Origin of the sequence: Roseovarius sp., assembly GCF_965228755.1 — a bacterium.
Classification (GTDB): domain Bacteria; phylum Pseudomonadota; class Alphaproteobacteria; order Rhodobacterales; family Rhodobacteraceae; genus Roseovarius.
In genome coordinates, this window is sequence record NZ_CBDDIG010000002.1 from 188945 (window position 1) to 211668 (window position 22724).

The 22724-nt window shown below is 66.4% G+C and carries 25 protein-coding genes and 1 tRNA gene; 6 read left to right on the forward strand and 20 right to left on the reverse strand.

Translation table 11 applies throughout. The features are described from left to right. Positions 1–95: 95 nt before the first annotated feature. The 4 genes from ACO07J_RS01135 to clpB all read right to left on the reverse strand — a co-directional run bounded on the left by ACO07J_RS01135 (position 96) and on the right by clpB (position 6764). On the reverse strand, positions 96–2120 hold the full coding sequence (locus ACO07J_RS01135; protein WP_422025486.1) for a glycosyltransferase family 2 protein: 2025 nt from the start codon (positions 2118–2120) through the stop codon (positions 96–98). Continuing rightward, complete coding sequence (locus tag ACO07J_RS01140; protein WP_422025488.1) at positions 2120–3067, reverse strand: hypothetical protein; 948 nt, start codon at positions 3065–3067, stop codon at positions 2120–2122. Before ACO07J_RS01140 ends, ACO07J_RS01135 begins: the two co-directional genes overlap by 1 nt. Before the next feature lie 15 nt (positions 3068–3082). Further along, positions 3083–3835, reverse strand: coding sequence for a methyltransferase domain-containing protein (locus tag ACO07J_RS01145; protein WP_422025490.1), 753 nt, complete (start codon positions 3833–3835; stop codon positions 3083–3085). Positions 3836–4145: 310 nt separating this feature from the next. Then, complete coding sequence (gene clpB, locus ACO07J_RS01150) at positions 4146–6764, reverse strand: ATP-dependent chaperone ClpB (RefSeq protein WP_422025492.1); 2619 nt, start codon at positions 6762–6764, stop codon at positions 4146–4148. Positions 6765–7044: 280 nt separating this feature from the next. On the opposite strand from clpB, the gene ACO07J_RS01155 reads away from it, so the two are divergent. Next, complete coding sequence (locus ACO07J_RS01155) at positions 7045–7359, forward strand: hypothetical protein (protein WP_422025494.1); 315 nt, start codon at positions 7045–7047, stop codon at positions 7357–7359. Positions 7360–7514: 155 nt separating this feature from the next. After that, entirely contained in the window at positions 7515–8204 is a 690-nt protein-coding gene (gene pyrF, locus ACO07J_RS01160) for an orotidine-5'-phosphate decarboxylase (protein WP_422025496.1), read from the forward strand. A gap of 92 nt (positions 8205–8296) precedes the next feature. On the opposite strand, the gene ACO07J_RS01165 is transcribed toward pyrF, so the two are convergent. Further along, complete coding sequence (locus ACO07J_RS01165; RefSeq protein WP_422025498.1) at positions 8297–8719, reverse strand: NUDIX domain-containing protein; 423 nt, start codon at positions 8717–8719, stop codon at positions 8297–8299. Positions 8720–8826: 107 nt separating this feature from the next. On the opposite strand from ACO07J_RS01165, the gene ACO07J_RS01170 reads away from it, so the two are divergent. Further along, complete coding sequence (locus ACO07J_RS01170; RefSeq protein WP_422025500.1) at positions 8827–10080, forward strand: DNA polymerase IV; 1254 nt, start codon at positions 8827–8829, stop codon at positions 10078–10080. 3 nt (positions 10081–10083) lie between these two features. Here ACO07J_RS01170 and ACO07J_RS01175 read toward each other — a convergent pair whose 3' ends face one another. Continuing rightward, positions 10084–10947, reverse strand: coding sequence for an N-formylglutamate amidohydrolase (locus tag ACO07J_RS01175; RefSeq protein WP_422025501.1), 864 nt, complete (start codon positions 10945–10947; stop codon positions 10084–10086). A gap of 147 nt (positions 10948–11094) precedes the next feature. Here ACO07J_RS01175 and ACO07J_RS01180 point away from each other — a divergent pair. Together ACO07J_RS01180 and ykgO are read left to right on the forward strand one after the other, a co-directional pair. After that, positions 11095–11169: transfer RNA gene (locus ACO07J_RS01180), tRNA-Val, on the forward strand. Between the two features lie 81 nt (positions 11170–11250). Beyond that, positions 11251–11376, forward strand: coding sequence for a type B 50S ribosomal protein L36 (gene ykgO, locus ACO07J_RS01185; protein ID WP_008562923.1), 126 nt, complete (start codon positions 11251–11253; stop codon positions 11374–11376). Positions 11377–11447: 71 nt separating this feature from the next. Here ykgO and ACO07J_RS01190 read toward each other — a convergent pair whose 3' ends face one another. The 5 genes from ACO07J_RS01190 to ACO07J_RS01210 form a co-directional block, all read right to left on the reverse strand. Then, positions 11448–11663, reverse strand: a complete 216-nt coding sequence (locus ACO07J_RS01190) for a GNAT family N-acetyltransferase (RefSeq protein WP_422025502.1) — start codon at positions 11661–11663, stop codon at positions 11448–11450. Further along, a complete protein-coding gene (locus ACO07J_RS01195; protein WP_422025504.1) occupies positions 11621–11923 on the reverse strand; it encodes a hypothetical protein in 303 nt (100 codons plus the stop codon). Before ACO07J_RS01195 ends, ACO07J_RS01190 begins: the two co-directional genes overlap by 43 nt. Then, a complete protein-coding gene (locus tag ACO07J_RS01200) occupies positions 11901–12743 on the reverse strand; it encodes an urea carboxylase-associated family protein (RefSeq protein ID WP_422025506.1) in 843 nt (280 codons plus the stop codon). Before ACO07J_RS01200 ends, ACO07J_RS01195 begins: the two co-directional genes overlap by 23 nt. A gap of 4 nt (positions 12744–12747) precedes the next feature. After that, positions 12748–12960, reverse strand: a complete 213-nt coding sequence (locus ACO07J_RS01205; RefSeq protein ID WP_422025508.1) for a hypothetical protein — start codon at positions 12958–12960, stop codon at positions 12748–12750. A gap of 65 nt (positions 12961–13025) precedes the next feature. Further along, positions 13026–13691: a glutathione S-transferase family protein gene (locus ACO07J_RS01210; RefSeq protein ID WP_422025510.1), complete on the reverse strand. Its 666-nt coding sequence runs from the start codon at positions 13689–13691 to the stop codon at positions 13026–13028. An 80-nt stretch (positions 13692–13771) separates the two neighbouring features. Between ACO07J_RS01210 and ACO07J_RS01215 the strand changes: the two genes are divergently transcribed. Continuing rightward, complete coding sequence (locus ACO07J_RS01215; RefSeq protein WP_422025512.1) at positions 13772–14221, forward strand: MarR family winged helix-turn-helix transcriptional regulator; 450 nt, start codon at positions 13772–13774, stop codon at positions 14219–14221. A gap of 26 nt (positions 14222–14247) precedes the next feature. Here the strand turns inward: ACO07J_RS01215 and ACO07J_RS01220 are convergent, their stop codons facing one another. From ACO07J_RS01220 to ACO07J_RS01260, 9 genes are all read right to left on the reverse strand, one after another. Then, positions 14248–15891, reverse strand: coding sequence for an FAD-binding dehydrogenase (locus tag ACO07J_RS01220; protein ID WP_422025514.1), 1644 nt, complete (start codon positions 15889–15891; stop codon positions 14248–14250). Between the two features lie 63 nt (positions 15892–15954). Then, positions 15955–17094, reverse strand: coding sequence for a WD40/YVTN/BNR-like repeat-containing protein (locus tag ACO07J_RS01225; RefSeq protein ID WP_422025516.1), 1140 nt, complete (start codon positions 17092–17094; stop codon positions 15955–15957). A gap of 47 nt (positions 17095–17141) precedes the next feature. Then, a complete protein-coding gene (locus ACO07J_RS01230) occupies positions 17142–17435 on the reverse strand; it encodes a hypothetical protein (protein WP_422025518.1) in 294 nt (97 codons plus the stop codon). Next, positions 17432–18211: a succinate dehydrogenase iron-sulfur subunit gene (locus tag ACO07J_RS01235; protein ID WP_422025519.1), complete on the reverse strand. Its 780-nt coding sequence runs from the start codon at positions 18209–18211 to the stop codon at positions 17432–17434. Before ACO07J_RS01235 ends, ACO07J_RS01230 begins: the two co-directional genes overlap by 4 nt. Position 18212: 1 nt before the next feature. Beyond that, the gene (locus ACO07J_RS01240; protein ID WP_422025521.1) at positions 18213–19106 is read right to left on the reverse strand and encodes a hypothetical protein; all 894 of its coding nucleotides are present in this window, start codon (positions 19104–19106) and stop codon (positions 18213–18215) included. A gap of 69 nt (positions 19107–19175) precedes the next feature. After that, complete coding sequence (sdhA, locus tag ACO07J_RS01245) at positions 19176–20981, reverse strand: succinate dehydrogenase flavoprotein subunit (RefSeq protein WP_422025523.1); 1806 nt, start codon at positions 20979–20981, stop codon at positions 19176–19178. 17 nt (positions 20982–20998) lie between these two features. Beyond that, positions 20999–21370: a succinate dehydrogenase, hydrophobic membrane anchor protein gene (sdhD, locus tag ACO07J_RS01250; protein ID WP_422025525.1), complete on the reverse strand. Its 372-nt coding sequence runs from the start codon at positions 21368–21370 to the stop codon at positions 20999–21001. A gap of 10 nt (positions 21371–21380) precedes the next feature. Beyond that, complete coding sequence (gene sdhC, locus ACO07J_RS01255; protein ID WP_422025527.1) at positions 21381–21764, reverse strand: succinate dehydrogenase, cytochrome b556 subunit; 384 nt, start codon at positions 21762–21764, stop codon at positions 21381–21383. 184 nt (positions 21765–21948) lie between these two features. Then, positions 21949–22638, reverse strand: coding sequence for a DUF1194 domain-containing protein (locus ACO07J_RS01260; RefSeq protein ID WP_422025529.1), 690 nt, complete (start codon positions 22636–22638; stop codon positions 21949–21951). Between the last annotated feature and the right edge of the window lie 86 nt (positions 22639–22724).

The following is a 22724-nucleotide window of genomic DNA, read 5'->3' on the forward strand; positions in this document are numbered from 1 at the left end:
GGTTGGCGCAGCCCCTGAATACACCCCGGCAAGCGCTTCGGGCAACTCCATTCGGCAGCAGCCCGGCCCGATCAGCCGAACCCGCGAAAAGCCGCTCAGGGTTCCAGCACGCTCAGCCGCGCATCATCGCGAATGGCTGCCCAGTCGCGCTCGTAAAGCCCCTTCAGATGCGCCCGCTCCTCCGCGCTCCACGGGTCGAACTTGCCGTTCTCCTCGTTGAGCGGGAATTGCTCCTGCACCGCCTTCGCCCGTTCCGACATGGCGCCGGCCCCCTCCAGCTCGGAAATCAACACCAGCTCCTCGACCGCCCGCCGCGACGCGGTCGGCCGGGGCTTGGCATCCTCCATGTCCTTCAGCCGGCGCACGTCGACCCCCTCGCCGCAGAACAGGCCCAGCACCTCGTTCCGCAAGGCGCGGAAATCCTCGAACCGCCAGACATGGACGCGCGTCTCCGGAAAAACCTCCGCGAAATCCCCCAGCACCGCCTGCCATGACGGCAGGCTCGCCAGCACGTTTCGCCGCATCTCCTCGGGCGTGATCATCTTGCCCGATGTCGTCGCCGTCGCCGCCCGCAGGTACTCCACATAGGACGACGCGAAGAAATCCGCATAGTTCCTGACGGCAAAGAACGCATCCGTCACCGGCAGCGGGATGCGCTTGGCGAAACACTGAAAGAACGTCTTGCGATACTGGTAAAGCGCGCCCGAGGTCACGCAATGCCCCGGCAACCCCGGAAGGTTCTCGTCCGACAGGATCATCCGCTTCGGCCGAAGCGCCAGCGGCTCGGCAAAGAACGCATCCGCGAACCCCTGCAACTCCTCCTCGGAAAACTTCGTCCGCCGGCTGATCTTCAACTGCCGGAACGCATCGAGCTGCGAGGGAAAGGTCACGTGCTTGCGCAGCTTCTGGTGCGGCACCACGTAAACGCTCTGCCCACCCAGCCACGCCTCGTTATCCTCCAAAAGCTTCTGGATGTACGTCGTCGCCGTCTTGTGAAACCCGCCATGCAGCACCGCCCGGCTCTCGCCCTCCGCCGCTGCCTGAACGTCGAACCGCACCGGGCGCACCGGCGGCGGCATGTAGGTGCCCCCGCCGCCCCTCGGCGCGGTGCGCACCGTATCCTTCTTCTTTTCCTTCCGCTCGGCCTTCTTCGTCTCGGCCCGGGTCGCGTTGGTCATCTCGGCGCACAGCTCGGCGATCTTGCCGTCCTGCAGCATCTCTGCCATCCGCGCCTCGTGCCACGCCCGACCCGCCTGCTCCATCTCCGCCAGCGCCGCATCCCCGCGCAACGCCTCCAGCACCGGCGCCGACCGCGCGATATCGGCCTCCATCGCCGTATCCTCGACACCGTTCACGTCTAGCTTGCCCCAATCGTCCAGCAGCGCCTTCCGATGGTTCTTCTTCTCCGGCACGCCCCGCCGAAGGATGAACGCCTCTGGGCTGGGCACGGCGTAGTAATGCAACCGCGCGAACCGGTGCGAAAACCCGTCATGCGCCGCCCACTGCCCCTCGAAATACTTTTCCGGCATCGCCTGCCCGCCGGCATCGACCCACGCCACCTTGCCGGGGCCGTCGTCGAAATACGGCCGATGCGGTGCCAGCCGGCTGACCTTGCCGGGCCGGAACAGCGTCTTGATCCCGCGGCCGATCATCCGCCCCCGGTCATCCTCCTCGGCGCACAGCGTATAAGCCTCTCGCACCGACCCCTCCGGCAACCCCCGCCGCCAGCCCGACCCGAACGGCTTGCGGCAGATCGAGATCGCATCCGCCGCCCCGACCGCCGTCAGAAAACTCTGCAGATCACCGGCCCCGGTGCGGACCTGCAGATACTCGTCCACATCCACAGGCAGCGCCCAGTCGGCCCCCAGCCTATCGAGCACTGGCAGCACATCCCGTAGCCCATACCGCAACGGATCGCGCCCCGCCTTCAGGTCAAGCGGCACATGATGCACATACCCCAACTCCGCCAGCCGCGCGGCTATCCGGTCGGTGCCATCCTCGCTTCCGCTGGTGAACAGCACGGCCCCTGCGAACCCCAGGGCCCGGTAATGCGCGATCCATTCCAACAGGTAAGGCGCCTCGTTCACCGGCGCCGCGACGATCCACGCCTCCTCCGTCATCACACGCCCCGGTTTCCGCCAAGCCGCCCGTGCTTGCGCAGGTTCTGGCGAAACGCCACCGTCGCCCGCTCGGCCATGGCGGTGCGCCCGTCCTTCTCGAAGTAATTGGCCAGCGACCCGCGATACCACGGCAACCGCCGCCGTTCTCGGTAGAGCTCGTAGAACCGCCGCTCCGTCAGGTCGCCGAACAGCGCCTCTGACATGATCGGCTTCAACGCTTCGATCTTACGCAGGAAAACCGCCGACTTGTGGTTCGAGAACCAGCATTTCAGCGGCACCACGGTGCCCCCGGCCCCCTCCGCCGCCATCAATCGGTCAGTATGAAACTGGTCCAGCTCGAAATACGGATCATAGAACACGTACGCGCGCCCCAGCTCCGCCACCGCCTCCGCCGCATCGCCCAAGGGCAGCGACCAGTCCTGCCGCCGCCCCACCTGGTACCGCGTCTCCCACGGCACCAGCGCCTCGTTCAGCGTCGATTGCGGATTGAAGGCCAGCACATGCGCCCCCGGCGCCAGCCGCCCGAAACTCAGCGCCCCGAAGGCGCCCATCGAAGAGCCGGTGAAGACGCACCGCTCGTACCCCTCGAAGAACCCCTCGGCGGCCATCTTCTGCATCGTCGCGATCAGCCCGGCATCGCGGTACCAGTTCGGCAGATGCGCATAGACCCCGAGGTGACTCACCTGGTTGTCCCGCGCAAACTTGTAGGCCCATGGCAACCGCCCCGGCGAGCGGTCGTTGACGTTCGAAAGGTTGTCGAAGGTCACCATCAGGATCGGACGCCGCCTTTTGACGAACAGCATCGGATGGCGCGGATCGGAGTGCAGGAACCCGCTGGCCGACCCGCACGGCCCGATCTCGTCGAACCACATCGGTTTGTCGATCTGCTCGGCCTTCTCGACCTGCCCGGCCGGTTCGACCTCCGGAACGTCCTCTTCCTCGCTCATCCGCCCGGGCCCCGCCTATTCGCCCGCCGCGGCCTGCGGCTCGCCCGCATCCCAGCGCACCGAATAGTCGCCTTGCGAGACGTTGCGGATCCGCTCGTCGGTCACCGCATCCGGCCCGCGCTCGATGATGTAGAACAGGTACCACCGCCCCTGCATCCCGGCCCCGCGAAACCGCCGCCCGTCCTGACCCGTGTCGGGCGCCGGCCGCGGCTTGGCATCGGTCACATCGTGCGGCACGGCGGCACATTCATGCAGCACGCAGCGCCGCGCATCCTTCCAGTAGCGCCAGACCAGCTCCGGGCTGAACTGGTAGAACCCGTGCCCGGCCCAGCCGGTGATCCCGTTGATCGACAGGAAGATCCCGCCCGGCCGCAGCATGTGAAACACGTTATCCAGCGCCTGCGGCGTGTTGTAGATATGCTCCAGCGTGCCGCCATCGATGATCACGTCGAACCGCCCGCGCAGGTCATCGGGCAACGGATCGTTCAGATCATGGGTCAAATCGCACTTCTCGTAAGGCGACGCATCCAAAGACATCGACTCCGGGAACCCGATCTTCTTCAGGAAGGTCTCGCTGAACCCGTCCTCCTGCTCATACTCCGGAATATCCGGGCTCAGCCCCGCCTGCCGCAGCTTTTGCCGCACGAAGCGGCGGAACTTGCCCTTGATGTGGAACTTCTGCCGCCCCAGCATCACGCAGTTTTCCTTGCCCTCGACAAGCCCCCGCGCGGCGATCAACTGGCTGGCAAGCTGTGCGTCAATTCCCATGGCGACCTCTACCGCTCCGTCCGGTGGCGCCCCGTCGGGGGCCCGTCACAACCATTACGCAGCGCGAAATGCCTCGCGTCAACAGCAGCCGGCCCGTCACACCGGCCCCGGCACACGCGTTGACCGCCCCGCCCGTTTTTCTTGTCTAGGGGGCGCACTGCTCTCGCAATTTGGATACGGCAGCGGCGCGTGACCGGTCAATACGCCACGCGCCCAACGGCCTGTGCAGCGTTCGCGTCGTTGCCGTTTTGCCCGCGAAACCGCCCCGTTCAGCAAAAAGCCCCGCCGTCTCCGGCGGGGCTTCCCAAGCTCAATGTACGACCGCGTCGTCGGGCCGCCCGCGGTTGGAACTGCCCACCCGGTCGCCGATGATCAGCCCGTCGGGCCCGGCACTCACCGGCACCGTGCTGCCGTCGAGGATGTCGCCTGCCAGCAACGCCTCGGCCAGCGGATCCTGCAGCGCCTTCTGGATCACCCGCTTCAGCGGGCGCGCACCATAGACCGGGTCGTACCCCTCGTCGGCCAGCCACTTCCTGGCGTCCGCATCCAGCTCCAGCCGGATTTTCCGGCTCGCCAGCCGCTTGGTCAGGCGGCCCATCTGGATATCGACGATCCCGTCCATCTGGTCGCGCGTCAGCCGGTCGAAGACCACGATCTCGTCCAGCCGGTTCAGGAACTCGGGCCGGAAATGCGACCGCACCGCATCCATCACGTCACGCTTGGCCGAAGCGGCATCCGCCCCCTCCGGCAACTGGCTCAGCGCCTGCGACCCAAGGTTCGACGTCATGATGATCAGCGTCTGCTTGAAGTCGACCCGGTGCCCCTGACCATCGGTCAGAACCCCGTCGTCAAGCACCTGCAACAGCACGTTGAACACCTCCGGATGCGCCTTCTCGACCTCGTCGAACAGCACCACCTGGTAGGGCCGGCGGCGGACGGCTTCGGTCAGAACACCACCCTCCTCGTAACCCACATACCCCGGCGGGGCCCCGATCAGACGGGCGACGGCGTGTTTCTCCATGAACTCGCTCATGTCGATCCGCACCATCGCGCTGTCATCGTCGAACAGGAACTCGGCGACGGCTTTCGTAAGCTCGGTCTTGCCGACACCCGTCGGCCCGAGGAACAGGAAGCTGCCCAGCGGCCGGTTCTCGTCGTTGAGCCCCGCCCTCGCCCGGCGCACCGCGTTGGCCACGGCCCGCACGGCGCTGTCCTGGCCGATCACCCGCTTGTGCAGGTTGTCTTCCATACCCAGCAGCTTCTCGCGCTCGCCTTCCAGCATCTTGGCGGTGGGAATCCCCGTCCAGCGCTCGACCACCTGCGCGATCTGCTCCGGCCGCACGGCCTCTTCCACCATCATGCCGTCTTCCTCGGCCTGCTCGGCCTCGGCCAACTGCTTCTCGAGCTGCGGAATGACGCCATAGGACAGCTCCCCCGCCTTGGCGAGGTTGCCCTCGCGCTTGGCGTGGTCCAGTTCGATCCGCGCGCGGTCAAGCTGCTCCTTCAGGTCGCGTGCGCTGGCCAGCTTGTCCCGCTCGGCCTGCCACTGCGCGGTCATCTCGGCGGATTTCTCCTGCAGCTCGGCCAGTTCCTTCTCGAGCTTCTCGAGCCGGTCCTTGCTGGCGGCATCATCCTCCTTGCGCAGCGCCTCAGCCTCGATCTGCTTCTGCAGGATATCGCGGTCGAGCGCGTCAAGCTCCTCGGGCTTGCTGTCGACCTCCATCCGCAAGCGGCTGGCGGCCTCGTCCACAAGGTCGATCGCCTTGTCCGGCAGGAAACGGTCGGTGATATAGCGGTTCGACAGCGTCGCGGCGGACACAAGGGCACTGTCCGAGATCCGCACACCATGGTGCAGCTCGTATTTCTCCTTGATGCCCCGCAGGATACTGATCGTATCCTCGACCGTCGGCTCCGACACCACCAGCGGCTGGAACCGGCGGGCCAGCGCGGCGTCCTTCTCCACGTGCTTGCGATACTCGTCCAGCGTCGTCGCACCGATACAGTGCAGCTCGCCCCGGGCCAGCGCCGGCTTGATCAGGTTGGCGGCGTCCATCGCGCCATCCGTCTTGCCCGCACCCACAAGCGTGTGCATCTCGTCGATGAACAGGATGATCTCGCCCGCGGCACTGGTGATCTCGTTCAGCACGGCCTTCAGCCGCTCCTCGAACTCGCCCCGATACTTCGCCCCGGCAATCAGCGCCCCCATGTCGAGCGACAACAGCCGCTTGTTCTGAAGGCTCTCCGGCACGTCGCCATTGACGATCCGCAGGGCAAGCCCCTCGGCAATCGCAGTCTTACCGACGCCCGGCTCACCAATCAGAACGGGGTTGTTCTTCGTCCGGCGGCTCAACACCTGCATCGCGCGGCGGATCTCGTCGTCGCGGCCGATGATCGGGTCGATCTTGCCATCCTCGGCGGCCTTGGTCAGGTCGCGCGCGTATTTCTCCAGCGCCTCATAGGTATCCTCTGCACTCGCGCTGTCGGCGGTCCGGCCCTTGCGGATATCGTTCACGGCCTCGTTGAGGCTCTGCGCGCTCACCCCGCCCTGGTCCAGCGCATCCTTTGCCGGGCTTTTCACCACGGCCAGCGCCGTCAGCAGGCGTTCGACGGGCACGAAACTGTCGCCGGCCTTCTTCGCCAGCTTCTCGGCCTCGTCCAGCACCTTGCCGGTCTGGCTGTCCATGTAGACCTGGCCGGCATCGCCCGTCACCTTGGGGATCTTGCCCAGCGACAGCTCAAGCGCCTGCACCACGCGCTGCGGCTGGCCGCCCGCGCGCTTGATCAGGTTGCTCGCAAGCCCCTGGTCGTCATCCATCAATGCTTTCAGAACATGTTCGGGCGCCAGCTTCTGATGGCTCTCCCGCATCGCGATCGTCTGCGCCGCCTGAAGAAAGCCACGCGACCGCTCGGTGAACTTCGACAAGTCCATCCCTACTTCTCCTTTTCAAAGCGTTCCACCTTTTGGCGCACCCAGCATTAGGCATGCATCCGTCGGGAACCTCGACCCCCGAAATGGGGGGCGCGGCGCGGGTATTCAAGCGGGCAACTGCCGGAAAAAGGGCAAATTTCCACCGATCTGCCAGCGCCATTGCGGCAAGTTTGCGCCACTGTCGCCTGCCACCGACGGAACACTGGAACTTTTCCGTAATACTTCACGTTTATACCACATGTATGCCGCTCCTGGCGGCCGCAACACAAGGATTAGTGCAATGCTTATCGAGAAACTCGGCTTTGACGATGTCCGCTACAATCCGGAACTGTCGGCCTTCGAAGCGCTGGTGCAGATCAGGGAAGAAGGGGAGGTTTATTCCTACCCGGTCCACATGCTTGCACCGCTGCACGCAGAATTCAACGTAATCGCCCGGGGCCTGACCGACAAGGCCCTGCGCGCGCACCGCCACGCGCCAGAGCGGTCCATGCGCCTGCGCCGCGCCCCCGTCCCGGGCGAGGCCGCGCTGCAACTCGTGCCGAACGGCGTCGAAACCCCCGAACTCCGCCGCCTCGGCGGAGCGCTTGCAGCCTGAAACCCCCGTCCCCGGGCATCTCCCGGCCCGGGGACGACCCCGACCCTTCGGCTGCAATGCCTGAACCCCCCGCGTCTCGCTCCCGCGCGGGGGGTTGACCCGGTCGCCCTCCGCCGCGAGAAGGTTCCAACCCCCATCGCAAAGGAGCGCCCCCGATGTCCGATGACCGCCTCATCGTCGCAATAGATCTGCCCAACGCCCTCGAAGGGCTGCAACTGACCGAGGCGCTGGGGGATAACGTCTCCTTCTACAAGATCGGTCTCGGCATGCTCACCGGCGGCGGGCTGGCGCTCGCAAACGAGCTCAAGCAGGAGCACGGCAAGCGCATCTTCCTCGACATGAAGCTCTTCGATATCGGCGCCACGGTCGAAAACGCCGTGCGCGGGCTGGCGCAGTTCGACCTCGACTTCCTCACCGTCCACGGCGATCCGCATGTTGTACGCGCCGCCAAGGAAGGGGCGGCGGGCAAGGACATGAAGATCCTCGCCGTGACCATCCTCACCTCGCTCGACCGCGCCGATCTCGACGCCGGGCTGATGAAGGCAGGCGACGTGCCCGCCCTGGTGGAGGAACGCGCCGCCCGCGCCTTCGAGGCCGGCGCCGACGGGGTGATCGCCTCGCCACAGGAAGCCGCGATGATCCGCGCCCTGCCACAGGCCGAGGGCCGCCTGATCGTCACGCCGGGCGTCCGCCCCGCCGGCGCTGCGCTCGGCGACCAGAAGCGCGTCGCCACCCCGGCCCAGGCCTTGAAAGACGGCGCCGACCACATCGTCGTCGGTCGCCCGGTCTGGGCCGCCGAAGACCCCGCCGCAGCGGTCCGCGCCATCTTGAGCGAGATCGCCTGATCCTGCCGTCGGAATGGGGGCCAGCCCCCAATACCCCCGGGATACTTGACCCAAGAAGAAGCACACACCGCGCGCCTTCCTGGTTCGGGTACTCAAGTCCGCAACGCCGCCACGCCTTCCAGCACCCGCGGCCGAAAATGCGGCACCGCCTCCGCCGAGGCGGCGAATGCCTCGGGCGGCATCAGGAACCACCCCTGCCCCTCGTTTCCGAACCGCACCTCGGCGGCGCGTTCGGCAGGCAGGGCGGCGGCGAAGAACCACGCCCGGATCGGGATCGTATAGAACCGTCGCCACGAAATCTCCGTGCGGGACAGCCGCAACCCCAGCTCCTCTCGCATCTCGCGCAGGGCACAAGTTTCGGGGCTTTCTCCCCCCTCGCGCCCGCCGCCGGGCAGGTCGAGCAGCCCAGGATAGGCAATCCCCTCGATGTCGTCGCGCCGGATCACCGCCAGCCGCCCACCCAGAAGCAGGATGGTCTTGGCCCCGTCGAAGTCATGTTCCGGATCGCCTGTCATGGCCCGCCCCGCCGCTGACGTTTTCTGACCGGTGCCCTCACGTGCCCCGGTGAACTCTGGTCCGAAAACATGTAAGCTCGTCCCGATCCGACACAAGCGCCTGACACATGCCGTCTCTCTGCCGCACCTGCCTGACCCGGTTCGACACCGGCCCGCGCTGCCCCGCCTGCCGCAGCCCGCGGGTGCTGGCGCATGACGAACTTTATTCCCTCTCCATCGCCCATATGGATTGCGACGCATTCTATGCCAGCGTCGAGAAGCGCGACAATCCCGACCTGCGCGACAAGCCCCTGATCATCGGCGGCGGCCGGCGCGGCGTGGTCTCCACCGCCTGCTACATCGCCCGCATCCGCGGCGTCCGCTCGGCCATGCCGATGTTCCAGGCGTTGAAGCTCTGCCCCGACGCCGTCGTCCTGAAACCCCGGATGGAGGTCTATGCCAGCGTTTCGCGCGAGATCCGCGCGATGATGGAAGAGCTGACGCCGGATGTCGAACCCCTCTCCCTCGACGAGGCCTTCCTCGACCTCACCGGCACCGAGCGCCTGCACGGCGCCCCGCCCGCGGTGATGCTCGCCCGCCTCGTCAAGCGCATGCAGGACGAGCTGGGCCTCACCGGCTCGATCGGGCTCAGCCACAACAAGTTCCTCGCCAAGGTCGCTTCCGACCTCGACAAGCCGCGCGGCTTTTCCATCATCGGCAAGGCCGAGACGGCCGATTTCCTGCGCGACCGCCCGGTCAGCCTGATCTGGGGCGTGGGCCACGCCACCCGTACCGCGCTGGAAGGCGCCGGCATCCGCACCTTCTCCGACCTGCTGCGCTGGGACCGCGAAGACCTGACTGCGCGCTTCGGCTCGATGGGCGAACGCCTCTGGCACCTCGCCCGAGGTCAGGATGCCCGCCGCGTCTCGGCCAATGCGCCGGTGAAATCGATCTCCAACGAGACCACCTTTTCCGAGGACACCGCCAGCCGCGACATTCTCGACGGCCATATCTGGCGGCTCTCCGAAAACGTCTCCGACCGCGCCAAGGCCAAACGCCTCGCCGGCCGCGTCGTCACGCTCAAGCTCAAACGCGCCGATTTTTCCCTCGTCACCCGCCGCCTCGCCCTGCGCGACGCCACCCAGATGGCCGACACGATCTACCGCACCGCCACCCACCTGATGGCCCAGGTCGATCACAAGTCGCCCTACCGGCTGATCGGCGTCGGCATCTCGCATCTCGTGGCCGAGGACAGCGCCGACCTTTCCGGCGACCTTCTCGATCCCGAGGCCCGCGCCCGCGGCCTTGCCGAACGCGCCAGCGACGAGATCCGCCGCCGCTTCGGCAGCGACGCCATCATCAAGGGCCGGGCATTGCGCTAGAAGTTATTCCGCCGCCAGCGGCTGTTCCACCGGCCGCCCGATCGCGGCAATCTCGCCGATCACGCCGTCCAGCAACCGCTTGAACGTGCGGAACCGCGAATTCGGCCGAATCGACTGCTCGTCCATGTAGAGCGACCGGTCGATCTCGATCTGCACCGCGTGATGGCCGTTCGAGGGCCGGCCGTAATGCTGGGTGATATAGGCCCCGGCAAAGGGCGTGTTCCGCGTCACCACCAGCCCGGCATTGTAGAACGCCTCCTCGATCCGGTCGACGATCTGCTCGCCCGCCGCCGCGCCGAACCGGTCGCCCAGCACCACGTCGGGCCGGCGCACGCCGGAACGCGCCACCGAATCCATCGCCTCGTGCGGCATCGAGTGGCAATCGACCAGGATCGCCTGTCCGAACTGCCGCTGCGCCTCGGTCAACTGCAGGCGCAGCGCGGCGTGATAGGGCCGCCAGTAGGTCTCGATCCGCCGGTACGCCTCCTCCCGGCTGATCTTGCCGGTATAGATCACCTGCCCGTTCGCCACCACGCGCGGCACAACCCCCAGCCCCGAGGCCACGCGCGGGTTGTGCCCTGCCTTGCGCACCCCCTCGATCAGGGCCGGGTCAAGCTCGTCCTCGCTGCGGTTCAGGTCGACATAGGCCCGCGGCACGGAGGCGCAGAGCAACGGCGCGCCATGCGCCGGCGCGCTTTCGAACAGGTCATCGACGAAAGCATCTTCCGAACTGCGGATCGCATGCTCGTTCAGGGCCGATTGCTTCAGGAAACTGCGCGGATAATCCCGCCCGCTATGCGGTGATGCAAACACCACCGACGTGGTGCGGCGTTCGGGGTGGGTGATCTGGAACGCAAGCCTGTGCATCGAACCTCCTGCTCGTCGGTATCATAGACCGAAATTGCACTTCTAAAAGCCCTTGATCCCGTTTCCGACTCCTTTTATAGACCTCCCTCACCGGCGCGGATTTCCGCGCCCCAATTTATTGGGGTGCTGGTCCGTTTCGGTATTCATGGGCGATTAGCTCAGTGGTAGAGCACTTCGTTGACATCGAAGGGGTCACTAGTTCGAACCTAGTATCGCCCACCATGAATTCACTGTTCCGCACCCCGCGGGACGCCCGCGAAACCAAGGCGCTGGCCCGCGCCGCGACCAAAGAGGAGAGGACCGATGAAGGTCAAGAACTCGCTCCGTTCGCTCAAGAACCGGCACCGCGATTGCCGCGTCGTGCGCCGCAAAGGCCGCGTCTACGTGATCAACAAGACCCAGCGGCGGTTCAAAGCCCGCCAGGGCTGAGCCTTTCCGGCAACGGATTACCTGGAAAACCCCGCCTTCGGGCGGGGTTTTTCGTCGTGGTGGCAAAGCCTCTACCCGACCCGCTTCTCGAAATAGACCCGGTTGAACCCGTCCTCTGTCCGCCGCTCCGTCTCGGCATAGCCGAGATGCGGATAGATCGAAAGGTTCGCGGCCATCTTCTCGTTGGTATATAGCTGCACGCCCGCCAGCCCCAGCCGCCGTGCCTCCGCTTCGCAGAACCCGATCAACGCCCGACCGATCCCCTGCCCGGCGGCGGTTTCTGCCACGGCCACGTTTCCAGGAACATGCGATCGCCGCGCGGGAAAAACACGATGAACCCCAGCACGCTGCCGTCCGCGCCCTCGGCCACACGGACGACGCCATCGGCGATTTGCCCCGCGAAATTCGCCACCATCGGCGCGGGCTTCCGCCCGATCGCGGCCACGTATTGCGCATAAGCCGCCTCGGCACAGCCCCGCACGGCGGCCTCATCCGCTGTGACCGCCGGCTTTATCCGCCACGCCTCAACGCCCATGGCTCCGGTCATACCCGTTCACCGCCGGGCTCTCCCACCCGTCAAGCGCCCCGGCCTTTGGCGCGAACACCTCCACTAACAACGGATGACAGGCCGCCGTGTCGCTCGAATGCTCGGCCGAGCAATCCCCGCCCGGACAGGCCGACAGAGCCCCCAACACGTCGATCTCGGCGAAGAACTCCAGGTAATCGCCGGGCCGAACCGGGCTCGCCTTCATGAAATACTGGCCCGTGTCCCGCGTGAACCCGGTGCACATGAAGACGTTGAGCACGTCATGCACATGCGGCTCCGCCTCTTCCAAACTCATCCCCAGCTCATCCGCCAATGCCCGCGTCAGGTTGGAATGACAGCAATAGTGATACTGCGACCCCGCCAACAGGTTGCCCGTATACGGATCGCACCGCGTCCCGATCACGTCATGCACCGACCCGCCGAACCCGTCGATCCCGTACCAGCCCAGCGTATCGCCCGTGATCGTCGCCATCGGCCGCAAATACGGAAACGAGGACCACATCCGCTCCCCTTCCGTCAGGTGCGTGCCATGCAGCGCCCGCGACTTGCCGGAATAGAACCGCTCCGACAAATCATGCGCGTTCCACAGGTTCAGGTCACCCACCTGCGGCCCCTCGATGCTGCTGATCCGGAAGAACTGCCCGGCCGCCGCCCGGAACGTCGCGGCCTCCCGCGGTTCGACCCTGACCTCGGCGACCTTCTCCGCCCCGTCCCGCGCCCGGGCATATAACTCAAGATCCGGCACCGGCAGCGTGTCGTTCGGATAGCAGATCACCGGCTTTACCGCCCTGCGCGCCTCGGCATCCTTCGGTTCCCGCATCCTGTCACTCCTTCTTGTCCGGCTGGGTCACCCGGCAATGCAAAGGCTCTTTGCCCGTCGATGTAAAGACCACCGCGCCACAGGCCGCACAGCGATACATCGCCTCGCCGTCCTTGTCGCCCGACCGCACGGCCCGCCAGCGGCAATTCCGCGTCGCCCGGTTCGAGAAGACGAGCACCAGAACGAAGGCGATGATCAGCCCGGCAACGATGATCACTTTGACACCTCCCTGCGCTTGCCTCGGGCACCCTATCAGCCGGCGCGCCGAGGGTGGAGGGGGCCTCACGCCATTTCCACCGCCCGCGCCCGCCGCGCCAGCTCCGACTGCCGCCGGCACAGGAACGCCCGCAAAAGCGCCGGGTACTCCTCGGGCACCGCCTGCGCGACCGTCGCCCGCGCGGCCAGCCTTTCGCGCCACGCCGCCACGCCCGGCAACCCGTCCAGCAGGCGGAACTCCCCCAGCGCGTCGAACACGTCGAGATAGCGGAACACCGGCCCCCACGCGGCATCCACCATGCCGAACCGCGCCCCGGCAAAGAACGGGCCGTCCACCTCCGGCGACACCCGGGCGAACATCTCCGCCAGCCTGGCACGTTTCTCCTCGAATTGCTCCGCCGGGGCCGAATAGAACGCCGCAATCGCGTTCAGCGTTTCCGACGCATAGGCACACCACGCCCGCTGCCTTGCCCGCTCCAGCGCATCCTCCGGCAGCAACGCACCCTCCGTCACCTCGTCGAGATACTCGGCGATCACCTGGCTTTCGAACAACGCCACACCGCCCGCCTGCAGCACCGGCACCTTTCCCAGCGGAGAGATCTCCCGAAACCAGCCCGGCTTGTCCGCCAGGTCAATATAGGTACGCTCATGCGCGATCCCCTTTTCCGACAGAACGATGACTGCGCGCTGCACATAAGGGCAAAGATGGTGGCTGATCAGGTGATACGTCATGTGGGCTCTCCATTTACATGCATTTGCATATAACTTGCCAAGCCTTGCATTTAAATGCACTTGCATGTTACCCGGCGCACATGCCGCTCCCCACCGATTCACAGAAAGCCACGTGGCGCCGCCTGTTCCGGGTGCAGGCCCACGCCCACCGCCACGCCGAGACCGCCCTGAAATCCGCGGGCCTTCCGCCGCTCGAGGTTTACGATGTCCTGCTGGAACTCGACCGTGACGAGGCAGAGGACGGCCTCACCGCCAGCCAACTCGAACCCCGCCTGCTCCTGCCGCAATACGGCGTCTCCCGCCTCCTCGACCGGCTGGAAGCCGACGGGCTTATCGCCCGCCGCCCCAACCCCGAGGATCAACGCAGCCGCCTTGTCACCATCACCGAACGCGGCCATGCCCTGCGCGCCGCGATATGGGAGGTGTATGGCGACGCCATCGCCGGGTTCTTCGACACCCGCCTCCGCCCCGGCGAGGTCGACCGCCTCGGAACGTTGCTGGCAGAGCTCGACAACCACCCCGACGCATGATCCCGCCCCCCCGGGCCCGTCGCGCCTCACGCCTCCCGCCCGGCCACGCGCCCCGAGAAGATGCACCCGCCAAGGAACGTGCCCTCCAGCGCGTTGTACCCATGGTACCCGCCGCCGCCGAAGCCCGCGACCTCGCCCGCCGCGTAAAGCCCCTCGAACACCGAGCCATCCCCCCGCAACACCCGGCCATCCAGCCCCGTGTGCAGGCCCCCCAGCGACTTCCGCGTCAGGATATTCAGCCGCACGGCAATCAGCGGCCCCTTCTCGGGGTCCAGTATCGCATGCGGTTTCGCCGTCCGGATCAGTCGGTCACCCCGATATGCCCGTGCCTGCCGGATCGCAATGATCTGCGCGTCCTTGGCAAAGGGGTTCTCCAACTGTGCATCCCGTGCCTCGATCTGCCGCCGCAGCTTCGCGGCCTCCAAGGGCACCTCCGGCGTGATCCGGTTCATCCCCTCCACCAGCTCGTCAAACCCGTCCGCCACGACGAAATCCGCGCCCTTCTCCTTGAACGCTTCCACCGCCCGCGTCGCGCCCTTGCCCAGCCGCTCCTTCAGAACCGCCCGCCACTTCCCGCTGGTCAGGTCGGGGTTCTGCTCGCTCCCCGACAGGGCGAACTCCTTCTCGATGATGCCCTGCGTCAGGATGAACCAGCTATGCCCGTGCCCCGTCGACAGGATGCGCTTCAACGTCGCCAGCGTATCGAACCCCGGCAGGCACGGCGCCTCCATCCGCTCGCCCAGCGCGTCGAACCACATCGACGACGGCCCCGGCAGGATGCGAATCCCGTGATTGGGCCAGATCGGATCCCAGTTCCGCACCCCCTCGGTGTAATGCCACATCCGGTCCTCGTTGATCGCCGCGGCCCCGGCCCCCTTGGCCACCTCCTGCATCGCGCCGTCCACGTAATCCGGCACGCCCGAGACCATCACCTCCGGCGCCTTCCCCAGCCGTTCCTCCGGCCACAGCCGCCGCACCTTCGCATGATCCCCGCCAATCCCGCCGCTGGCGACAATCACGCTCTCGGCGCTGATCGCGAACTCCCCCACGATCTCGCGGCTGGTCGACGCCCCGCGCCTTGCCTTGTCCTCGGCCAGCACATCGCCGCTCACCCCGGTCACCCGGCCCGCCTCCACGTCCAGCGCCGTCACCCGATGCCGAAAGCGAAACTCCAGCAAACCCCTCTCGGCCGCCGCCTCCACCTCCCGCACGAAGGGCGCCACGATCCCCTCGCCCGTCCCCCACGTGATATGAAACCGCGGCACCGAGTTGCCGTGCCCGTCCGCCTTGCCGCCGCCCCGCTCGGCCCAGCCCACCACCGGGAACCACCGCAGGCCGATTTCGTGCAGGTACCCCCGCATCTCCCCGGCCGCGAAATCCAGGTACGCCTCCGCCCAGGCCCGCGGCATCGCATCCTCGTCCCGGTCGAACCCGGCGCTGCCCATCCAGTCCTGCGCCGCCAGCGCCCGGCTGTCACGTATCCCCATCCGCCGCTGCTCCGGCGTGTCGATCATGAACAGCCCGCCCAGGCTCCAGAACGCCTGCCCGCCCAGCGATTGCGGCCCTTCCTGGTCCAGCAGCATCACCTTCCGGCCCCGCCGCACCGCCTCATACGCCGCGACCAGCCCGGCCAGCCCGCCCCCGATGATGATGACATCCGTCTCCGCCATGCGCGCCTCCCTTTCCCTTCAGGTTAGGAACAAGCGCGCCCCGGCGTCCACAGAAACGACGCGTCAGCCCCGTTCCAGCACATCCACCGACAGCACCGTCGGCAGATGCCGCGCGACCTCGGCCCAGCTTTCACCCTCGTCCGCGCTGGCAAAGACAGAGCCGGTGTTCGTCCCGAAATACACCCCCGCCGGATCGCCGCTATCCACGGCCATCGCCTGCCGCAGCACGGTGAAGAAACACGCCTCCTGCGGCAGCCCCTCGCGCTTGTCGGCCCATGTCGCCCCGCCATCCACCGACTTCCAGACAGCTGCCGCCGCCCCCGGCGGATACCGCCCCTCCGTGTCGCCGTTCAGCGGCACGGTCCAGATCGTGCCCGCCTCCCGCGGATGCAGCCCGATCGGAAACCCGAAATGCGAGGGCAGGCCTTGGGTGATATCGTCCCAGCTCCGCCCGCCATCGCCGCTGCGGAACACCCCGTGATGGTTCTGCTGGTACAGCACGTCTCCCGGCGCCCGCGCCATGTTGTGCACGCACATGCCGGTATTGCCATCGCTCCCCGCCGCCGGATGGGCATGGTCACACGCTTCCGCATTCGACAGCCGGTTGCGCCGCTCCCACGTCGCCCCGCCATCCTCGGTCGCAAACACCCCTGCGGCGGATATCCCCACCCAAAGCTTCCCGGCATCTTCCGGATCATGCAGGATCGTGTGCAACACCAGCCCGGCCGCCCCCGGCTCCCATTCCTGCGCCGACGGATGCTCCGTCAGCGCCTCGACCTTCGCCCAAGTCTCCCCGCCATCCCGGCTCTCGAACAACGCCGCCGGCTTCGCCCCGGCATAAAGCCGCCCCCCGGCCCGCCGGATCGACCACAGCGCCACAACCTCCCCGTCAAACGGCGCCGGCGGCTCCGGCTCCATGCCGAATGCCTTGGCCATCTCCGGTTCGGCCTTCAGAAACTCGTTCATCGTCCCATTGGCAAACCGCGACAAGACCCAGCTCTCGCCGCCATCCTCCGACCGCCACACCCCGGCGCCGTGAAACTCACCGCCGCCCGCGGCCCAGATCGTGCCGCTCTCCGGATCGCCCGCCATGTGGTTGATCGGCCAGCCCCCGCAATGCGGCCCGCTGACGGCCCAGCCGTCCCCCTCCGGCCGAAGCAGGAAACCTCCCTTGGTCGTCCCCAGAAGCAACGTCACAGACATGGCCCACGCCCTCCCTTTTCCGGGCGGACCCTACCACCGAATCGCGCTCAGGTCGCCTCGTCGTAGAGAAGCCCGTAAAGATAGGCGCGCCGTTGCTCCTCGTTCAGGACACCCTGTTCCCAGCCATCCCCAAAGGCACGGCGGGTTTCCTCGTCATCGTAATGCTCGTCGAACACCCGCCCCAACCGGGACAGAAGCTCCGCCACCTCCGACGAGAACTTCTGCTCCCCCATCGCCACGCGGTTGAGGTAATGCATCCGCATCGCCAACTGGTGACACACCGCCCGGAACTCCTCCTTCGACTTGAAGTCGAGCGAAGGGCGCTCCGGCGCTTCGCTCAAACCGTGCGCTCCAGCATGAGCTTCTTGATCTCGGCAATCGCCTTGGCCGGGTTCAGCCCCTTCGGACAGGTCTTGGCACAGTTCATGATCGTGTGGCACCGATACAGCTTGAACGGATCTTCCAGATCATCCAGCCGCTCGCCCGTCGCCTCGTCGCGACTGTCGATGATCCACCGATACGCATGCAACAGCGCCGCCGGCCCGAGGTACTTGTCCCCGTTCCACCAATAGCTCGGGCACGCGGCCGAACACGACGCGCACATCACGCATTCATACAGGCCATCCAGCTTCTCGCGGTCCTCGATCGACTGCTTCCACTCCTTCGCCGGCCGGTTCGTCTTGGTCTCCAGCCACGGCATGATGCTGGCATGCTGGGCATAGAAATGAGTGAGGTCCGGAATCAAATCCTTCACCACCGGCATATGCGGCAGCGGATAGATCTTCACGTCGCCCTTGATCTCGTCCATCCCGTAGATGCAGGCCAGCGTGTTGATCCCGTCGATATTCATCGCGCATGACCCGCAGATCCCCTCGCGGCACGACCGCCGGAAGGTCAGCGTCGGGTCGATCTCGTTCTTGATCTTGATCAGCGCATCCAGAACCATCGGCCCGCAGGTGTCCATGTCGATGAAATAGGTGTCCACGCGCGGGTTCTGCCCGTCATCGGGGTTCCAGCGGTAGATCTGGAACTTGCGCACGTTCGTGGCACCCTCGGGCTTGGGCCATGTCTTGCCCGTCTTGATGCGCGAGTTTTTCGGCAGTGCCAGTTCGACCATGTCAATTCCTCCTGGGGATTTGCACCTGCGCAGTCTCCTGCGCCGTATCCGTCTGCGGGGTCTTGCCCGCCTGCCCGCTCTGCCGCAGCCGGATCAGCTGCCTTGCATCGTCGGGGTAGACCTTCGAAAGCCTGTCGCACAGAACCTCGTCCTGCGCCGCAAGCCACATGACGATCCGGTATTCCGGATCGTCCCGCATCTCTTTCCAGCGGGCGAGCGTGTTCAGCTCCTCCGCAGTGCCGGCATCCGCCTGGAAGGACGAGCCGTTACCGTAACGCTGCACCTCGCCAAGGCTGTTGTCCCGCGCCTCCAGGCCCAGCCGCTCCAGCAGCCCGGCGCGATACCCGGCATCGGCCATCCACGGCTCGTACCGGATCACCACCGGGCCCGGCCGCGCCTCGTCCCTGACCAGCTCCAGCATGCAGGAATACCCGTTCACCGCCTTCAGAACGACGCCCACGCGCTGATGCGCGGCAAAGGCCCCGTTCCCCTGCACCTTCTTCAACAGCGACGCGGCCCAGTTCAGGAACCCCCGGCAGATCACCACGTCATGACTGATCGCCGCATCGTCCACGCCCACCGTAACCGGCCGCTTCCGCCGCTCGTTCGGCATCGCATCCTCGTAGGACAGGATCAGCGCCGCCCCGTCCCCGGCCCGTTCGGCCAGCTTCACCGGGTCGCCGCCGCTCCCGGCCACGCGCTCCCCGTCGAGCTCGATGGCGCGATATGTCTCGAAAGGTTTCCGCCCCGCCCCGCAATTGTTGAAGAACAGCGACCGCCCGCCCGGCGCGTTCCGCGCCAGCCAGTTGATCACCGCATGGTTCCCCGACCGCCGCATCCCGAAGACGCGCAGCACCGGACCGGGCGTGATCCCAAGCTGCGGCCATGCGCTCATGACGGCAGTCTCCGGTGCACGGCCAGTCCGGCCTCGCGTGCTATGGCGGTCCCGCACGCCATCACCGCCTCAGAACGTCCGTTCCTTCGGCGCGATCTTCTTCAGCGCGATCCCGCCTTCCTTCTCGGTGGTCAGCGGATCCTCGATGATCGGCCGATAGCTCAGCTTGACGTCCTTGCCGTCGACCCGCGCGATGGTGTGCACGCGCCATTTCTCGTCGTCGCGCTTGGTGAAATCCTCGTGCGCGTGGGCGCCCCGGCTTTCCTGCCGCGCCTCGGCCCCGGCAATCGTGGCCAGCGCGTTGGGCATCAGGTTGGTCAGCTCCAGCGTCTCCATCAGGTCGCTGTTCCACACAAGGCTTCGGTCGGTGACCTTGATGTCGCCCAGCTTGGCGGCGATGGCGTCCATCTTCTTGACACCCTCGGCCAGCGTCTTCGACGTCCGGAAGACGGCCGCGTCCTCCTGCATCGTCCGCTGCATCTCCAGCCGCAGCTCGGCGGTGGGCGTGCCGCCATCGGCATGGCGCAGCCCGTCGAACCGCTCGAACGCCTTCTCCACCTGGGCGGTGTTCGTCGCCGGCACGGCGCTCCCGGCATCCACGACCTTGCCGGCGCGAATGGCCGCGGCCCGGCCGAACACCACGAGGTCGATCAGCGAGTTCGACCCCAGCCGGTTCGCGCCATGTACAGACGCACAGCCCGCCTCGCCCACGGCCATCAGGCCCGGCACCACGGCATGCGGGTCGCTCTCCGTCGGGTTCAGAACCTCGCCCCAGTAATTCGTCGGGATACCGCCCATGTTGTAATGCACGGTCGGCAGCACCGGGATCGGCTCCTTGGTCACGTCCACCCCGGCGAAGATTCGCGCCGATTCCGAGATCCCCGGAAGCCGCAGGTTCAGCGCCTCGGCCGGCAGGTGGCTGAGGTTCAGGTGAATATGATCGCCGTTCTCGCCCACGCCCCGGCCTTCCCGGATCTCCATGGTCATCGACCGGCTGACATAGTCGCGCGGCGCAAGGTCCTTGTAGTTGGGCGCATAGCGCTCCATGAACCGCTCGCCCTCGCTGTTGGTGAGGTAGCCACCCTCGCCCCGCGCACCTTCCGTGATCAGGCAGCCCGAGCCGTAGATCCCCGTCGGGTGGAACTGCACGAACTCCATGTCCTGAAGCGGCAGACCGGCCCGCGCCACCATACCGCCGCCATCGCCGGTGCAGGTATGCGCGCTCGTCGCGCTGAAATACGCCCGGCCATAACCGCCGGTCGCCAGCACCACCATCTTCGCGTTGAAGACATGCATCGTCCCGTCATCGAGCTTCCAGCACACCACGCCGGTACAGGCGCCGTCGTCGCTCATGATCAGGTCGATGGCGAAATACTCGATATAGAACTCCGCCTTCTGCTTCAGGCTCTGACCGTACAGCGTATGCAGGATCGCGTGCCCCGTCCGGTCGGCGGCGGCACAGGTGCGCTGCACCGGCGGGCCTTCGCCAAACTCGGTCGTGTGCCCGCCGAAGGGGCGCTGATAGATTTTGCCCTCCTCGGTGCGCGAGAACGGCACGCCGTAATGCTCCAGCTCGTAAACCGCCTTCGGCGCTTCCCGCGCGAGGTACTCCATCGCGTCCGTGTCGCCCAGCCAGTCCGACCCCTTCACCGTGTCGTACATGTGCCATTGCCAGCTGTCGGGGCCCATGTTGCCAAGGCTCGCGGCAATCCCGCCTTGCGCGGCCACGGTGTGCGACCGCGTCGGGAACACCTTCGTCACACAGGCCGTGCGCAGCCCCTGCTCGGCCATGCCCAGCGTCGCCCTCAGCCCGGCACCGCCGGCGCCCACGACAACGACGTCATAATCATGCGTCTCGTATTCGTATGCAGCCATCTCTCAGCTCTCCGGTCTCAAAGGGCGATCCTGGCGAGGGCGAACAGGCCCGTCACCATCAGCCCGTAGCTCACACAGGTCATCAGGATGATCGCGTATTTCCGCTTTCCACCCTGTACGTAATCCTCGATCAGCACGCGGACACCGTCGTTGAAATGCCGGAAGCCTACGATCAGCGTCAGCGCCGCGACGATCGCCGGGAAGGGCCGCGCGAAATAGGCCACCACCGCCTCGTGCGGCTCGCCCAGCATCGGCCCGAAGGTGAACACGAACAGCGGGATCAGGATGAGCAGCGCCACCGAGGACACTTTCATCGCCCAGAAGTGATGCACCCCGGTCTTGGCCGAACCAAGGCCGACGGCGCGCTTGCGGTCGGTCAGATAACGCATCGCGTCCTCCTCAGATGATGATGACGGTGACGATGGTCAGAATCACCGATCCACCGATCGCGGCCCAGCCCAGCCTCTCGGCGCTCGGGATGTCCAGCATCGCGCCGCTGTCCCAGATCAGGTGCCGGATCCCCGCCAGCGTGTGATACCACAGCGCCCACAGCGACAGCACCATGATCACGTCGCCGATGAAACTGGTCACCAGCCCGTCGACCGTGGCGAAATACTCCGCCGAAGTCGCCGCCGCCAGGAACCACCAGACCGTCAGGATTGCGGCCAGCAACAGCGCATTGCCGGTGATCCGCGTCAGGATCGAGGTGATGGAGGTCAGCTGCGGGCGATAGATTGTCAGGTGGGGTGACAGCGGGCGGTTGCCGCGGTTCACGTCTGCCATGGATCGGTCCCTTTCGTGTTTGCGTCGGGCGCAAGACAAAAGCCTGCCCGGCGCGTGGCCGGTCGGTCGGCTTCCTTCTCCTACGTTTTAACGGGTGAGTCACGTATGCAAAGAGCGAAATGCCGGATTTTTCAGGCAATTCGTCGCATTTGGCCCTTATGTGATCACAAGCGGATACGCGTGATCACAAACGCCCCTCCCCCTCGCCTCCTTCCCGCGCCGATATCTGCTTCGCCACCTCACGCAGCAATTTCCGCCGCATCCGCGCAGGATATTCGGCATAGCTGTTGGCTGTGATCACAAACGCGCCCGGCCCCAGGATCACGTTCTCCCAGAAATACTCGGTCATCATCGGCTCCGCCCCCTCGATCACCAGCGCGTTCACCACGATCCCCTCGGCCTGCAACGCCGCCCGCACCGCCACCGGGTCGATCCCCTCGTTCGACGACCCGTCACCTGATATGTCGATCACCCGCCGCTCGCACGCCGGCCCCTCCGCCAGCCTGTCCCGCGCGAACAAAAGCGCCTCGCCGATCGCGGTCGAGAAATTCCGCCACTGCCGCGGCGCCCGCTCCACCTCGTTCGCGAATCGCTCCAGCACGTCGAAACCGGTAATCCTTGTCCACGGCACCACCACCTCCTGCCGCGACGAGCCGGTCCAGTGCATCACCATCACCGCCGCCTCGCCCGCCACCAGCGCCTCGCTCACCGATCCGTCGCGCAGCCCCTCGGCCAGCCCCTGCATCTGGATGGCGTATTCATGCCGGTCGACCGAGCCCGACACGTCCACCGCCAGCACCAGCGCGATCTCGCACGCCGCCGCCGGCACCGCCGCGCCCAACATCATCAGGTGAAAGAGACCACGCAAGACCATGCGCCCAGAATGACCAATCCCGCGCCCCCTGCCCAGCACGGAAAAGCCCGAGGCGCACCCCGGGCTTCTTCTTGGTCCAAATATCC